General features: G+C 61.8%; 12 protein-coding genes and 1 tRNA gene. All 13 read right to left on the bottom strand.

Translation table 11 applies throughout. From position 1 onward, the window contains the following. Positions 1-267 (bottom strand): GTP-binding protein (locus tag C84B14_RS17700; protein ID WP_353226040.1); only part of this gene is annotated, 267 nt, incomplete at its 3' end. A 12-nt stretch (positions 268-279) separates the two neighbouring features. Next, on the bottom strand, positions 280-2394 hold the full coding sequence (gene fusA / locus C84B14_RS17695; protein WP_353226039.1) for an elongation factor G: 2115 nt from the start codon (positions 2392-2394) through the stop codon (positions 280-282). Positions 2395-2442: 48 nt separating this feature from the next. Further along, positions 2443-2916 carry a 30S ribosomal protein S7 gene (gene rpsG / locus C84B14_RS17690; RefSeq protein WP_006913625.1) on the bottom strand — a complete coding sequence of 158 codons (474 nt, stop codon included), beginning with the start codon at positions 2914-2916 and terminating at the stop codon, positions 2443-2445. 39 nt (positions 2917-2955) lie between these two features. Beyond that, positions 2956-3330, bottom strand: coding sequence for a 30S ribosomal protein S12 (gene rpsL, locus C84B14_RS17685; RefSeq protein ID WP_006913624.1), 375 nt, complete (start codon positions 3328-3330; stop codon positions 2956-2958). Positions 3331-3455: 125 nt separating this feature from the next. Beyond that, positions 3456-7679 carry a DNA-directed RNA polymerase subunit beta' gene (gene rpoC, locus C84B14_RS17680; protein ID WP_502949920.1) on the bottom strand — a complete coding sequence of 1408 codons (4224 nt, stop codon included), beginning with the start codon at positions 7677-7679 and terminating at the stop codon, positions 3456-3458. Positions 7680-7776: 97 nt separating this feature from the next. Next, positions 7777-11859, bottom strand: a complete 4083-nt coding sequence (rpoB, locus tag C84B14_RS17675; RefSeq protein WP_348767477.1) for a DNA-directed RNA polymerase subunit beta — start codon at positions 11857-11859, stop codon at positions 7777-7779. Between the two features lie 173 nt (positions 11860-12032). Further along, complete coding sequence (gene rplL / locus C84B14_RS17670) at positions 12033-12413, bottom strand: 50S ribosomal protein L7/L12 (RefSeq protein ID WP_293624674.1); 381 nt, start codon at positions 12411-12413, stop codon at positions 12033-12035. 47 nt (positions 12414-12460) lie between these two features. Continuing rightward, entirely contained in the window at positions 12461-12982 is a 522-nt protein-coding gene (rplJ, locus tag C84B14_RS17665) for a 50S ribosomal protein L10 (protein WP_348767480.1), read from the bottom strand. A 280-nt stretch (positions 12983-13262) separates the two neighbouring features. Continuing rightward, positions 13263-13961 (bottom strand): 50S ribosomal protein L1, encoded by a 699-nt coding sequence (gene rplA / locus C84B14_RS17660; RefSeq protein WP_293624670.1) that lies wholly within the window; start codon positions 13959-13961, stop codon positions 13263-13265. Positions 13962-13964: 3 nt separating this feature from the next. Then, positions 13965-14393, bottom strand: coding sequence for a 50S ribosomal protein L11 (rplK, locus tag C84B14_RS17655; protein WP_348767478.1), 429 nt, complete (start codon positions 14391-14393; stop codon positions 13965-13967). Positions 14394-14482: 89 nt separating this feature from the next. Beyond that, entirely contained in the window at positions 14483-15016 is a 534-nt protein-coding gene (gene nusG, locus C84B14_RS17650; protein ID WP_293624666.1) for a transcription termination/antitermination protein NusG, read from the bottom strand. A 16-nt stretch (positions 15017-15032) separates the two neighbouring features. Then, positions 15033-15404: a preprotein translocase subunit SecE gene (secE, locus tag C84B14_RS17645; RefSeq protein ID WP_348767479.1), complete on the bottom strand. Its 372-nt coding sequence runs from the start codon at positions 15402-15404 to the stop codon at positions 15033-15035. A gap of 39 nt (positions 15405-15443) precedes the next feature. Continuing rightward, positions 15444-15519: transfer RNA gene (locus tag C84B14_RS17640), tRNA-Trp, on the bottom strand. Between the last annotated feature and the right edge of the window lie 190 nt (positions 15520-15709).

Here is a 15709-nt window from a genome sequence, read left to right as displayed (position 1 = left end):
GACGTAGTCGGCGTGACCCGGGCAGTCCACATGCGCGTAGTGACGCGCTTCCGATTCGTATTCGACGTGCGAGGTCGAGATCGTGATGCCACGCGCCTTCTCTTCCGGCGCCTTGTCGATCATGTCAAACGCCGATAGCTCGGAGCCGAACAAACGGTTCGACACCACCGTCAGCGCCGCCGTCAACGTGGTCTTGCCATGGTCCACGTGACCAATCGTGCCGACGTTTACGTGCGGCTTGTTACGCTCGAATTTTGATTTGGACACGGCGACTACCTCTTATGCCTTTTGCGACTGGTTGCGGGTAAGACCTTCGATCACGTGCGAAGGCGCTTCCGAATATTTCTCGAACTGCATGGTGTAGGTGGCACGACCCTGGCTCATCGAGCGCAGATCGGTCGAGTACCCGAACATCTCCGACAGCGGCACTTCCGCGGACAGCTGCTTGCCGGTGGGGATGTCATCCATGCCCTTGACGGTACCGCGACGGCGATTCAGATCGCCCATCACGTCACCCATGTATTCTTCCGGGGTCACGACTTCGACGTCCATCATCGGCTCAAGCAGAACCGGGGATGCCTTGCGCGCACCGTCCTTGAACGCCATCGAGCCGGCTATTTTAAACGCCGACTCACTCGAGTCAACGTCATGATAGGAGCCGTCATACAGCGTGACCTTGAGGTCGACCATCGGATAACCGGCGACCACACCATTGGTCATCGCTTCCTGGACACCCTTGTCCACGGAGTTGATGTATTCCTTGGGTACCACGCCACCGGTAATGGCATTGATGAACTCGTAGCCGGCACCGGCTTCTTCCTGCGGCTCAAGGCGCAGATAGACGTGGCCGTACTGGCCGCGGCCGCCCGACTGGCGAACGAACTTGCCTTCCTGTTCGACTTCCTTGCGGATCGTCTCGCGGTAAGCAACCTGCGGCGCACCCACGTTGGCCTCGACACCGAACTCGCGCTTCATGCGGTCGACGATGATTTCGAGGTGCAGCTCGCCCATGCCGGAAATGATGGTCTGCGCGGTTTCCTCGTCGGTGCGCACCTGGAAGGACGGATCCTCCTGAGCCAGCTTCGACAGGGCGACACCCATCTTCTCCTGATCGGCACGCGACTTCGGCTCCACCGCCACGGCGATAACCGGGTCCGGAAACTCCATGCGCTCGAGGATGACCTGGGAGTCCGGGGCACACAGCGTATAGCCGGTGGTCACGTTCTTGAGGCCGACCACGGCAGCGATGTCGCCGGCGCGCACTTCCTTGATTTCTTCACGCGTGTTGGAGTGCATCTGCAGGATACGACCCACGCGCTCTTTCTTGTTCTCGATCGAGTTGTAGACCGCGTCGCCCGAAGCCAGCACGCCGGAGTAGACGCGAATGAAGGCAAGCGAACCTACGAACGGATCGGTCGCGATCTTGAACACGAGCGCCGAGAACGGCTCTTCGTCGCTGGCACGGCGTTCGATCTTGGTTTCCGGATCGTTGGCGTCCTGACCCTTGATCGGCGGCACTTCGGTCGGCGCCGGCAGATAGTCCACCACCGCGTCGAGCATCGCCTGCACGCCCTTGTTCTTGAAGGCGGTGCCACACAGGCACAGGCAGATCTCGTTATTGATGGTGCGAGCACGCAGGCCGGCCTTGATGTCCTCGTTGGACAGCTCGCCGTTCTCCAGGTACTTGTCCATCAGCTCTTCGTTGGCTTCGGCGGCCGCCTCGACCATCTCTTCACGATACTTGTCCGCATCGGCCTTGAGATGATCGGGGATGTCGCGCGCCTCGAAGGTACGGCCGGCATCTTCCTGATTCCAGTAGATGGCCTGCATGCGCAGGAGGTCGACCACGCCTTCGAAATCGTCTTCGGCACCGATCGGCAGCTGAATGGAAACCGGATGGGTCGCGAGACGATCGCGCATCATCTGAACGCAGCGATAGTAGTCGGCGCCCAGCTTGTCCATCTTGTTGACGAACACCAGTCGCGGCACGTGGTACTTGTTGGCCTGGCGCCAGACCGTTTCCGTCTGCGGCTCGACGCCGGCATTGGCGTCGAGTACGCACACCGCACCGTCAAGCACACGCAGCGAACGCTCGACTTCAATCGTGAAGTCCACGTGGCCCGGGGTGTCGATGATGTTAATGCGGTACTGTTCCGGGTACTGCTGCTCCATGCCCTGCCAGAAACAGGTGGTGGCAGCCGACGTGATCGTGATGCCGCGCTCCTGCTCCTGCGCCATCCAGTCCATCACGGCCGCGCCGTCATGCACTTCGCCCATCTTGTGGGAGATACCGGTGTAATAGAGCACGCGCTCGGTCGTCGTGGTCTTGCCGGCATCGATATGCGCCATGATGCCGATGTTGCGATAGCGCTCTAGAGGATGCTTACGGGCCATGAAAGTCTCTTGATTCTTGCGAAATGGAGCGCGCGAGGGTCGCGCGTCTTACCAGCGGAAATGCGAGAAGGCTTTGTTGGCGTCAGCCATGCGATGCGTGTCTTCACGCTTCTTGACCGCAGCGCCGCGATGCTCGGACGCATCCAGCAGCTCGCCGGCCAGACGCTGCGCCATCGAGTGCTCGCCGCGCTTGCGCGCCGCGTCGATCACCCAGCGCATGGCAAGCGTGGTGCGACGCACTGCGCGCACCTCGACCGGCACCTGGTAGGTCGCACCACCGACACGACGCGACTTCACCTCGACGGCGGGACGAATATTGTCCAGCGCTTCTTCGAGGATCTCCAGCGGCTCATCGGTACCCTTCTTGGTGCCGATCTGGGTCAGCGCACCGTAAACGATGGCCTCGGCCTTCGACTTCTTGCCGTCTTCCATGATCATGTTCATGAACTTGGCAAGAAGCTCGCTGTGGTAGCGAGGATCGGGCAGGATTTCGCGACGCGGCGCGGATGCACGACGGGACATAGTGAACCTTTAGGTATTCTGGGAACTAGTACGTTCGAACTAGGACTTCGGCTTCTTGGCGCCGTACTTGGAACGGCCCTGGCGACGCGCTTCGACGCCCGAGGCATCCAGCGCACCGCGCACGGTGTGATAACGCACACCGGGCAAATCCTTTACACGACCGCCACGAATGAGCACGACCGAGTGTTCCTGCAGGTTATGACCTTCACCGCCGATATAGCTGGCGACTTCAAAACCGTTGGTCAGACGAACACGGGCTACTTTACGCAGCGCGGAGTTCGGCTTCTTCGGCGTGGTGGTATAGACACGCGTGCACACACCACGGCGCTGCGGACAGCCCTGCAGCGCGGGTACGTCGTTCTTTTGGCGCTTGTCTTTGCGGCCCTTGCGGACCAGTTGGTTGACCGTAGACACGTCGTCACCCTACTCGATCGATGAAAAATATTAAGGCAGCGCGACCCGACGTCGTGCTGCCGTTAAAGGACGGCGGATACTAATAGTGGCGCGCCGCGCTGTCAAGCACGGCGCGCCATATCGCCTCAGGCGGAGTCTTCGTTCGTGGATTCTTGAGCCTCGGCTTCTTCGCTGGCGCCCGGAATCTGTTCGTCGCGCGGCAGCGCGCCTTCCAGGTCCAGCGGGCCGAGACGCTCACGACGCCGCTGTTCGTGGTAAGCCAGGCCGGTACCGGCCGGGATCAGGCGACCCACGATGACGTTCTCCTTGAGACCGCGCAGGTCGTCACGGGCACCGCGTACGGCCGCCTCGGTGAGCACACGGGTGGTCTCCTGGAAGGACGCCGCAGAGATGAACGACTCGGTCGACAGACTGGCCTTGGTGATACCCAACAGCAACCGGTCGAAGGTCGCCGGCTGCTCGCCCTTGGCCTCGACCCGACGGTTTTCGTTGAGTACCGCCTGGTATTCCGCCTGCTCGCCCTGCAGGAAGGAGGTATCGCCTGCATCGACGATTTCCACCCGGCGCAGCATCTGCCGCACGATCACTTCGATGTGCTTGTCGTTGATGCGCACGCCCTGCAGACGGTAGACGTCCTGGATTTCCTTGACCAGGTAGTCCGCCAGCTTGGGAATGCCCTGCAGGCGCAGCACGTCGTGCGGCATCGGCTCGCCGTCCGAGATGATTTCGCCCTTCTCGACGTGCTCGCCTTCGAACACGTTGATCTGGCGCCACTTCGGAATGAGGATCTCGTTTTCGTAGCCTTCCGAGTCCACGATCTTGAGCCGCTGCTTGCCCTTGGTCGCCTCGCCGAAGCGAATGGTGCCCGCGGCCTCGGCGAGAATCGCCGGCACCTTGGGCTTGCGTGCCTCGAACAGATCGGCGACACGCGGCAGACCACCGGTGATATCACGCGTCTTGGACGATTCCTGCGGGATACGTGCGGTCACGTCGCCCACAACCACGCTCTGGCCGTCCTCGACCACCACGATGGCCTTCGGCGGCAGGCTGTAGGCGGCCGGGATTTCGGTACCCGGGAAGTTGAGCTCGTTGCCGTCGTTGTCCAGCAGCTTGATCACCGGACGCAGATCGCGGTTGCCCTGGCCGCGCGATTTCGGCTCGGTGACCACCAGCGTCGATACGCCGGTGATCTCGTCGATTTCGCGCTGAACGGTGACACCCTCGATGAACTCCTCGAACTTCACCTTGCCGGCGACTTCCGAGATGATCGGATGGGTATGCGGGTCCCAGTCGGCCAGACGCGCCCCGGCTTCCACCGAGTCGCCCTCGGCGACGTGCAGGCGCGCGCCGTAAGGAATCTTGTAGCGTTCCTTTTCGCGGTAGTTCTCGTCCATGACGCCGATCTCGCCGGAGCGGGATACGGCCACGAGATGCCCGCCCTCGGCGTGCTCGACCGTCTTGATGTTGTGCAGCTTGACGGTACCCGCGGACTTGATTTCCACACCGTCGGCCGAGACCGCACGCGAGGCGGCGCCGCCCACGTGGAAGGTGCGCATGGTCAGCTGGGTACCCGGCTCGCCGATCGACTGTGCGGCGATCACGCCGACCGATTCGCCGATCGACACCCGCTCACCACGGGCCAGGTCGCGGCCGTAGCACTGGGCACAGACGCCGAACGGTGCTTCGCAGGTAATCGGACTGCGGACGTGGACCTCGTCGATCGAGTTGACCTCGAGCAGATCCACTTCCTTTTCGGAGAGCAGCTGACCGGCATCGAGCAGCGTGTGGTTGGTGGCCGGATCGACCACGTCGGAGGCCAGCACACGACCGAGTACGCGTTCGCGCAGAGGCTCGACCACATCGCCGCCTTCGACGATGGGATACATCATGATGCCGCCATCGGTGCCGCAGTCGTGATCGGTGATGACCACGTCCTGGGAGACGTCCACGAGACGCCGGGTCAGATAACCCGAGTTCGCGGTCTTGAGCGCGGTATCAGCCAGACCCTTACGCGCACCATGCGTGGAGATGAAGTACTGAAGTACGTTCAGACCCTCACGGAAGTTCGCGGTAATCGGCGTTTCAATGATCGAACCGTCCGGCTTGGCCATCAGGCCACGCATGCCGGCCAGCTGACGAATCTGGGCCGCGCTACCACGGGCACCCGAATCGGCCATCATGAAGATCGAATTGAACGACGTCTGGTCGATGGCGTTGCCCTCGGAGTCGACCACTTCGTCGAGACCGAGCTTGTCCATCATGGCGCCGGCGATCTGCTCGTTGGCGCGCGACCAGATATCGATGACCTTGTTGTAGCGCTCGCCCTGGGTCACGAGACCGGAGGTGTATTGCTCCTCGATCTCCTTGACCTCGTCCTCGGCACGCGCCAGCACGGTGGTCTTTTCTTCCGGGATGACCATGTCGCCGACGGCGATCGAGATGCCCGCCTTGGTGGACATGCGGAAGCCCGTGTACATCAACTGGTCAGCAAACACGACGGTGTCCTTGAGACCGACATCGCGGTAGCTGGAGTTGATGACGTCGCCCACGGCCTTCTTGTCCAGCTCGCGGTTGATGAGCTTGAACGGCAGACCCTTGGGCAGGATTTCGGACAGCAGCGCACGGCCGACCGTGGTTTCCACGATCCGGGTTACCGGCGTCTGGTTGTTGTCCTCGTCCACGTCAACGTCGTTGATGCGCACCTTGATATGCGCCTGCAGGTCGACCTGCTGGGCGTCATAGGCACGATAGACCTCGGACACGTCCGCGAACGTCATGCCTTCGCCAAGCTGGTTCACGCGCGAGCGCGTCATCCAGTACAGACCGAGCACGACGTCCTGCGTGGGCACGATGATCGGCGCGCCACTTGCCGGCGACAGGATGTTGTTCGACGCCATCATCAGCACACGCGCTTCCAGCTGTGCCTCGATGGACAGCGGCACGTGTACGGCCATCTGGTCGCCGTCGAAGTCGGCGTTGAAGGCGGTGCAGACCAGCGGATGCAGCTGGATGGCCTTGCCTTCGATGAGTACCGGCTCGAACGCCTGGATACCGAGACGATGCAGGGTCGGCGCACGGTTGAGCATGACCGGGTGCTCGCGGATGACCTCCTCGAGCATATCCCAGACTTCCGGCTCTTCACGCTCGACCATCTTCTTGGCGGCCTTGATCGTGGAGGCCAGCTCCAGACGCTGCAGGCGCGAATAGATGAACGGCTTGAACAGCTCCAGCGCCATCTTCTTGGGCAGGCCGCACTGATGCAGCTTGAGCGTCGGGCCGACCACGATGACCGAACGGCCCGAGTAGTCGACGCGCTTGCCGAGCAGGTTCTGACGGAACCGGCCCTGCTTGCCCTTGATCATGTCGGCGAGCGACTTGAGCGGGCGACGGTTGGAGCCGGTAATCGCGCGACCGCGACGGCCGTTGTCGATCAGCGCATCCACGGATTCCTGCAGCATGCGCTTTTCGTTGCGCACGATGATGTCCGGGGCGTTGAGTTCGAGCAGGCGACGCAGGCGGTTGTTGCGGTTGATCACGCGGCGATACAGATCGTTGAGATCCGAGGTCGCGAAGCGGCCGCCGTCCAGCGGCACCAGCGGGCGCAGATCCGGCGGCAGCACCGGCAGCACGCGCATGATCATCCACTCGGCCTTGTTGCCCGACTGCTGGAAATACTCCAGCAGCTTCAGGCGCTTGCCGAGACGCTTGATCTTGGTGGCCGAGCCGGTGGCATTGAGCTCTTCGCGCATGCGCTGGGCTTCGGCCGCCATATCCATGTTGCGCAGGATATCGAGTACGGCTTCGGCGCCCATCTTGGCCGCGAACTCGTCGCCGTACTGCTCGACCGTGTCGAGGTATTCCTCTTCGGTGAGCAGGGAGTACGGCTCGAGCGGCGTCATGCCCGGATCGGTGACCACATAGGCTTCGAAATACAGCACGCGCTCGATCGCGCGCAGCGGCATGTCGAGCAGCAGGCCGATACGGGACGGCAGGCTCTTGAGGAACCAGATATGGGCAACCGGCGAGGCCAGGTCGATATGACCCATGCGCTCACGACGGACCTTGGTCTGGGTGACCTCGACGCCGCATTTTTCGCAGATCACACCGCGGTGCTTCATGCGCTTGTATTTGCCGCACAGGCATTCGTAGTCCTTGACCGGGCCAAAGATACGCGCACAGAACAGCCCGTCACGTTCCGGCTTGAACGTGCGGTAGTTGATGGTTTCCGGCTTTTTCACTTCGCCGAACGACCACGAACGGATCGTTTCCGGCGACGCGAGGCCGATCTTGATGGCGTCGAATTCTTCGACGTCGTCGGCGCTCTTGAACAGATTCAGCAGATCTTTCATGGGGTACTCCAGATCGTGAGGGGCGTGGACACAACGCGCGGCGGTGGGTTAGTCCGCCGCTGGCGGCCGGTCGAGCCGGCCGCCACCGCGTACCTCACTAATCATCTTCCTCGAGTTCGATGTTGAGACCCAGCGAACGGATTTCCTTGGTCAACACGTTGAACGATTCGGGCATGCCGGCATGCATCTGGTGATCGCCGTCGACGATGTTCTTGTACATGCGGGTACGACCCGTCACGTCGTCGGATTTCACCGTGAGCATTTCCTGCAGCGTATAGGCTGCGCCGTAGGCCTGCAGTGCCCAGACCTCCATCTCGCCGAAGCGCTGACCACCGAACTGCGCCTTGCCGCCCAGCGGCTGCTGGGTGACCAGCGAGTACGGGCCGGTGGAACGCGCATGCATCTTGTCGTCGACCAGATGGTTGAGCTTGAGCATGTACATATAGCCCACGGTCACCGGGCGCGAGAACGTATCGCCGGTACGGCCGTCGATGAGCGTGGCCTGCCCGCTTTCCGGCAGCCCGGCCAGCTTGAGCAGACGCCGGATCTCGTCTTCGTCGGCACCGTCGAACACCGGCGTGGCCGTGGGCATACCGCCCACGAGGTTGCCGGCCATCGTCATCATCTCTTCATCGTTGAGACTGTCGATGTCTTCCTGGGTGCCGCCTTCGGTGTAGTAGGCCTTCTTCAGGAATTCCCGAATCTCGCCTACCGCCTTCTGCTGCTCGAGCATTTCGCCCACGCGCAGACCGATGCCGCGTGCTGCCCAGCCCAGATGCGTTTCCAGCACCTGACCGATGTTCATGCGCGAGGGCACGCCCAGCGGGTTGAGCACGATATCCGCCGGAGTACCGTCTTCCAGATACGGCATGTCCTCGACCGGCACGATCTGCGAGATCACGCCCTTGTTGCCGTGACGGCCGGCCATCTTGTCGCCCGGCTGTACGCGACGCTTAACGGCCAGGTACACCTTGACCATCTTGAGCACGCCCGGGGCGAGCTCGTCGCCCTGAGTGATCTTTTCCTTCTTCGACGTGAAACGACGCTCGAAGTCGGCTTTCTGATCCTTCAGGCGCTGGGCGATGGATTCGAGCTGCGACTGCGCACTTTCGTCCTGCAGACGGATATCGAACCACTTGCCGCGATCGAGGCCGTCGAGATAGTCGGCGGTGATCTTGGCATCGGCCTTGAGCTTGTTCGGGCCGCCGTCGGCGACCTTGCCCAGCAGCATGCTGCGCAGGCGATCGAACAGGTCGTCCTCGAAGATACGCTGCTGGTCGTTGAGGTCCTTGCGCACCTCGGCCAGCTCGTCTTCCTCGATCGACAGGGCACGGGCATCCTTCTCGACGCCGTCGCGGGTGAACACGCGCACGTCGATGACGGTGCCGTCCATGCCCGGCGGCACCCGCTGCGAAGAATCCTTCACATCGGATGCCTTCTCGCCAAAGATGGCCCGCAGGAGCTTTTCTTCCGGGGTGAGCTGGGTTTCGCCCTTCGGCGTGACCTTGCCCACCAGGATATCGCCGGCCTTCACTTCGGCGCCGATATAGGCAATACCGGACTCGTCCAGCTTCTGCAGCGCGGATTCGTTCACGTTCGGGATATCCGAGGTGATTTCTTCCGGCCCGAGCTTGGTTTCACGCGCGACACAGGTCAGCTCTTCGATATGCACCGAGGTAAAGCGGTCTTCCTCGACCACGCGCTCGGAGATGAGGATGGAATCCTCGAAGTTGTACCCGTGCCAGGGCATGAAGGCCACCAGCAGGTTCTGGCCCAGGGCCAGTTCGCCCATGTCGGTGGAGGGGCCGTCGGCGAGCACGTCGCCGCGCTCGATGCGATCGCCCGGTGCCACCAGCGGCTTCTGGTTGAGGCAGGTGTTCTGGTTCGAGCGCGTGTACTTGACCATGTTGTAGATGTCGACGCCGGCTTCCTCGGCCGAGGTCTCCTCGTCGTACACACGGACCACGACACGCGAGGCGTCGACTTTTTCCACCACGCCGCCACGGCGTGCGGTCACGGCGTTGCCGGAGTCGATGGCCACCTTGCGTTCGATACCGGTACCCACCAGCGGCTTGTCGGCACGCAGACAGGGCACGGCCTGACGCTGCATGTTCGAGCCCATGAGCGCGCGGTTGGCGTCGTCGTGCTCCAGGAAGGGCACGAGCGATGCAGCCACGGACATGATCTGCTTCGGCGACACGTCCATGAACTGGACGCGGTCCGGCGAGGCCATGGTGAACTCGTTCAGGTGACGACAGGACACCAGCTCGTCGACCAGGTCGCCGTTGTCGTCGACGCGGGCGTTGGCCTGGGCGATGACGTAGCGGCCTTCCTCGATCGCCGACAGATACTCGACCTCTTCGGTCGCACGGCCGTTCTCGACCTTGCGATACGGCGTTTCCAGAAAGCCGTATTCGTTGGTGCGCGAATACACCGACAGCGAGTTGATCAGACCGATGTTCGGGCCTTCCGGGGTCTCGATCGGGCAGATACGACCGTAATGGGTCGGATGCACGTCGCGCACTTCGAAGCCGGCGCGCTCACGGGTCAGACCACCCGGCCCGAGCGCGGACACGCGGCGTTTATGCGTGACCTCGGACAGCGGGTTGTTCTGGTCCATGAACTGCGACAGCTGAGAGGAGCCGAAGAATTCCTTGACCGCGGCCGCAACCGGCTTGGCGTTGATCAGATCCTGGGGCATCAAGCCTTCGGATTCGGCGATCGACAGCCGCTCGCGCACGGCACGCTCGACGCGCACCAGGCCGGTACGGAACGCGTTTTCCGCCATCTCGCCCACCGAGCGCACGCGACGGTTGCCCAAGTGGTCAATATCGTCGGTCTGGCCGATACCGTTACGAATCGACACCAGCTCCTTGAGCACGTCGATGATGTCCTCGTTGGACAGCACGGACTCGCCGGTGGCCTCTTCGCGGCCGAGACGACGGTTGAACTTCATGCGACCGACCGCCGACAGGTCGTAGCGGTCTTCGTTGAAGAACAGATTGCCGAACAGGTTTTCTGCGGCATCCTTGGTCGGCGGCTCGCCGGGACGCATCATGCGATAGATCTCGACCAGCGCTTCCAGCTGCGTGGTGCTCGGATCGACCATCAGCGTGTTGGACATGTACGGGCCATGATCCAGATCGTTGACGTACAGCGTCGGCACGTCCTGGATACCCGCCATGCGCAGCGCATCCACCAGCTCTTCGGTGAGCTCGGTGTTGGCCGGGGCCAGCTCTTCGCCGGTGTCGGTATCGATAATGCCGCGCGCGAGCACCTTGCCCACGAGATAGCTTTCCGGCACTTCGAGCCGATCCACGCCTGCTTCTTCGAGCTTGCGGATATGGCGCACCGTGATACGGCGGCCTTCCTCGACGATCACGTCGGAGCCGGCCTTGATATCGAACGTCGCGGTTTCGCCGCGCAGACGTTCCGGCACCAGCTCCATTTCCACGCCCTTGTCGGACAGGTGGAACATGTTGGTTTCGTGGAAGATCTCCAGCATCTGCTCGGTGTCGTAACCGAGCGCGCGCAGGAGCACCGTCGCCGGCAGCTTGCGGCGGCGGTCGATGCGCACGTAGACGTTGTCCTTCGGATCGAACTCGAAATCGAGCCACGAGCCGCGGTACGGAATTACGCGCGCGGAATACAGGTACTTGCCCGAGGAATGCGTCTTGCCACGATCGTGGTCGAAGAACACACCGGGACTACGGTGAAGCTGGTTGACGATCACCCGCTCCGTACCGTTGATGATGAAGGTGCCGGTATCGGTCATGAGCGGCAGTTCGCCCATGTAGACTTCCTGCTCCTTGATGTCCTTGACCGGCTTCGGGGTGGCCTTGCTGTCCTTATCGTAGATGATAAGACGCACGGTCACGCGCAGCGGCGCCGAGTAGATCATGCCGCGTACGCGACATTCCTTCTCGTCGAACACGGGCTGGCCGAGCCGGTAGCTGACATATTCGAGCGCAGCACTGCCCGAATGACTGGACATCGGAAACACCGATGAGAACGCGGCATGCAGCCCCACACCGGCGCGCTTTTCGGGATCGAGGTCCTTTTGCAGAAACTGCCGGTACGAATCCAGCTGGGTGGCCAGCAGGAACGGCATTTCCAGCACTGAAGGCTGTTTCGCAAAGTCCTTGCGAATACGTTTTTTCTCGGTAAACGAGTAGGCCATGTCACTCAACCCTCTGGTTGGACTTGCTGCAAAACCGTGAGTTGTTTCGCAGCCGGTATCGCGCGCTTTCGGTCGGAGGCAACGGGAAAAGGCCGGCAGCGTCTCCCGCTACCAGCCAGTTCCCCTAATGCGTCAAATTATCGTTTCGAACAATGCCTTTGACGCGTCCTGCCTTACTTGAGCTCGACCTTGGCGCCGGCTTCTTCAAGCTTGGTCTTCATTTCTTCGGCTTCTTCCTTGGCAACGCCTTCCTTCAGGGTGGCGGGCGCGGATTCAACCATTTCCTTGGCTTCCTTGAGGCCCAGGCCGGTGATGGCACGGACAGCCTTAATGGCGCCAACCTTGTTGTCGCCGAAGCTGGCCAGAACCACATCGAACTCGGTCTGCTCTTCGGCCGCCGCGGCTTCGCCGCCGCCACCGCCAGCCGCAGCCATGGCCACCGGGGCAGCCGCGGATACGCCGAACTTCTCTTCCATCATCTCGACGAGCTCGACGACGTCCATCACGGACATCTGGGAGATCGCTTCGAGTACTTCTTCCTTCGTAGCAGCCATTCTTCGCTCCTAATACGTTTGGGGCCGGTCGGCCCGATTCAAATGATTCAAGCAGCCTGCTTTTCGTCGCGGACTGCAGCCACGGTGCGGGAAAGCTTCGCAACCGGCTCGCGCGTGGTCCGGGCCAGCTTGTCGATGGGTGCCTTCATGACACGCATCAGCTGGGACAGAGCCTCGTCACGGGTCGGCAGCTTGGCCAGACGATCCAGCTGTTCGCCGGGCAGCAGCTGCCCGTTGAACGAGATCGCCGTTACCTTCAGGGCCTCGTGATCCTTACGAAAATCACTGACGACGCGCGCCGCCGAACCCGGATCTTCCAGGGAGAACCCCAGAATGACCGGCCCGACGAACGCATCGCTCATGCATTCGTATTCGGTGCCCTTCAGGGCCAGCTTGGCCAGACTGTTCTTGACGACCTTCAGATACGCACCACCCTCACGGGCGTTCACGCGAAGTGCGTCCATCTGGCCAGCCGTGAGACCGCGATATTCCGCAATGACTGCGGAATGCGCGCGATTCGCCACGTCGCTGACTTCTGCCACCATGGCCTGCTTGGCTTGAAAACTCATGGCCATAGTCATCACTCCTTGAGCAAACCGACGGCACATGCCGCCGGATGATTGACCGGACACGCCCGAAGACGTGCCCGTCGACGACTGCCGCTTGGCACTCGAAAGCACCGCACGACACACGTCATCTGCGTAGGCTGGCGTGGCCGCCTTTAAGAGCCGACACCTTCGGCTCGCCTAACGGTCTTTGACGACGCAGCCATCCAAAGAGCGGGCTGCGCTACAAAGAACTTCCTGACCGGCGCCACGACCACAGAGGACGTAGCGCCAGAATCTCTACCTAGGCCGCCGTCGAGCTGCCGGCATCCACGGCCAGGCCGGGACCCATCGTCGTCGACAACGACACCTTCTTGAAATAAACGCCCTTGGCGTTGGCCGGCTTGGCCTTGCGCAGATCAGCGATCAGCGCAGCCAGATTCTCCTTGAGCGCGGCGTTTTCAAAATCGACCTTGCCGATCGCGCAGTGGATGATGCCGGCCTTGTCGGTACGGTACTGAACCTGACCCGCCTTGGCATTCTTGACCGCGGTTTCGACATCGGTGGTGACCGTGCCGGTTTTCGGGTTCGGCATCAGCCCTTTCGGACCCAGGATCTGACCCAGACGACCGACCACCGGCATCGCGTCCGGCGTCGCCACGACCATGTCGAAGTTGATCTCGCCGGCCTGAACCTGTTCGGCCAGATCGTTGAAGCCGACCACGTCGGCGCCAGCGGCCTTGGCCTTCTCGGCGTTCTCACCCTGGGTGAACACAGCCACACGCACGCTCTTGCCGGTACCGTTGGGCATGACCGTCGAGCCACGCACGTTCTGGTCCGACTTGCGCGCGTTCACGCCGAGATTAACGGCCACTTCGACCGACTCGGTGAACTTTGCGCTGGAGAGCTTCTTGAGCAGATCGAGGGCTTCATCCACCGGATAGACCTTGACCGGGTCGATCTGGTCGCGGATGGCGGCCTTGCGCTTGGAAATCTTCGCCATGGCTTAGCCCTCCACCTTGATGCCCATCGAGCGGGCACTGCCTGAAATGATGCGAACCGCGGCATCCATGTCGGCCGCGTTGAGGTCCGCCCACTTGGTCTGCGCAATCTCTTCAACCTGGGCACGGGTGACCGTACCCACCTTGTTGCGCAGCGGATCCGCTGCACCACTGGTGATCTTGGCTGCCTTCTTCAACAGAATTGCCGCCGGCGGCGTCTTCTTGATGAACGAAAAACTGCGATCCGAAAACACCGTGATGACAACCGGCGTCGGCAGACCCGGCTCCATATCCTGCGTCTCGGCGTTGAACGCCTTGCAGAATTCCATGATGTTAACGCCGTGCTGACCCAGAGCCGGACCCACCGGGGGACTCGGATTGGCCTTGCCGGCCGGGATCTGCAGCTTGATATAGCCTGCAATCTTCTTGGCCATTGAACTACTCCTTCAGGTACACGCGCCGCGGGCCTGACCCGGGCTCCCTGTGACAACGAATACGGCGCTACGTGCGCCGCGACAACGAATCAGCTCTTTTCGACCTGATCAAATTCGAGATCGACCGGCGTGGAACGCCCGAAGATCGTGACCGCCACACGCAGGCGGTTCTTTTCGTAATTGACTTCTTCGACCACGCCGTTGAAGTCGGCGAACGGCCCATCGATGACGCGCACTTCCTGACCCGGCTCGAACACCGTCTTCGGACGCGGCTTCTCGACCGACTCTTCGACGCGGTTGAGGATCTGATCCGCCTCGGCGTCGGTGATCGGCGCCGGACGATCGGCCGTGCCGCCAATGAACCCCAGCACCCGCGGCACGCTCTTGACCAGGTGCCAGGTATCGTCATTCATTTCCATGTGCACAAGCACATAGCCAGGGAAGAACTTGCGCTCCGTGGTCCGGCGCTGGCCATCCTTGACCTCGACGACCTCTTCGGTCGGCACCAGAATGTCGCCGAAATAATCTTCCATGCCATGCCGCGCCGCGTACTCCTTGAGGGAGTCGCGCACTTTCTTCTCATACTGCGAGAAGGCATGAACCACGTACCAATGCTTGGCCATAATATTCGCCTTGCGCCTAGCGGCCGGTCAGAAATTGAACAGCCCAAGCGAGCACGATATCCAGCGCCCAGATGAACACGGCCAGAATGAGTACCACGACCACGACCATGAGCGTGGTCTGCACGGTTTCCCGGCGCGTAGGCCAGACCATGCGCCGCAGCTCGGTACGTGACCCCTGGATATACGCCCAGGCGGTCTTGCCGATCGCGGTCTGCAATGCGATGGCGATAGCGACAGCCGTGCCGCCCAGCAGGCCGAGCACGCGCACCAGATCGGTATGCGCCGTGAAATAGTAGTAGCCGACCATGCTCGCCAGCAGCACGGCAATGGCAAGCCATAGCAGCGCTGTGTCGAGCAGGGAGCTCGTACGTTTTTCTTGGGTTGCCATCGACGACTCGACCGAAAAGTGGGAACTACCGCGTTTACGTGGCAGGCCAGGAGGGACTCGAACCCCCAACCTGCGGTTTTGGAGACCGCTGCTCTGCCAATTGAGCTACTGGCCTATGCGCGTAAACTTACTGCCCGCGAAAAAGGACGGCGGATGTTATCACAGTTTACCGGTTTGGCAACTGCCCCGCCGCACTCGCGACTCAGAGACACGAAGGCGGCACTACGAGCAACCGGGCTTTCGCCCGACGGCCCGCGCGCCGCCGTCGCGTTATTCCCTATTCCGTAATCTTGGTCACGACGCCG

The sequence above is a fragment of the Salinisphaera sp. C84B14 genome, assembly GCF_040361435.1.
Lineage (GTDB): Bacteria > Pseudomonadota > Gammaproteobacteria > Nevskiales > Salinisphaeraceae > Salinisphaera.
The sequence above is the reverse complement of the archived record's forward strand: the minus strand, read 5'-3'. Positions and strand labels throughout refer to the sequence as shown.

Coding starts and splice junctions, on each gene's coding strand:
- rpoB (WP_348767477.1), bottom strand. CDS start 11,859: ATGGCCTACTCGTTTACCGAGAAAAAACGTATTCGCAAGGACTTTGCG.
- fusA (WP_353226039.1), bottom strand. CDS start 2,394: ATGGCCCGTAAGCATCCTCTAGAGCGCTATCGCAACATCGGCATCATG.
- rplL (WP_293624674.1), bottom strand. CDS start 12,413: ATGGCTGCTACGAAGGAAGAAGTACTCGAAGCGATCTCCCAGATGTCC.
- rpsG (WP_006913625.1), bottom strand. CDS start 2,916: ATGTCCCGTCGTGCATCCGCGCCGCGTCGCGAAATCCTGCCCGATCCT.
- secE (WP_348767479.1), bottom strand. CDS start 15,404: ATGGCAACCCAAGAAAAACGTACGAGCTCCCTGCTCGACACAGCGCTG.
- nusG (WP_293624666.1), bottom strand. CDS start 15,016: ATGGCCAAGCATTGGTACGTGGTTCATGCCTTCTCGCAGTATGAGAAG.
- rplK (WP_348767478.1), bottom strand. CDS start 14,393: ATGGCCAAGAAGATTGCAGGCTATATCAAGCTGCAGATCCCGGCCGGC.
- rplJ (WP_348767480.1), bottom strand. CDS start 12,982: ATGAGTTTTCAAGCCAAGCAGGCCATGGTGGCAGAAGTCAGCGACGTG.
- rplA (WP_293624670.1), bottom strand. CDS start 13,961: ATGGCGAAGATTTCCAAGCGCAAGGCCGCCATCCGCGACCAGATCGAC.
- rpoC (WP_502949920.1), bottom strand. CDS start 7,679: ATGAAAGATCTGCTGAATCTGTTCAAGAGCGCCGACGACGTCGAAGAA.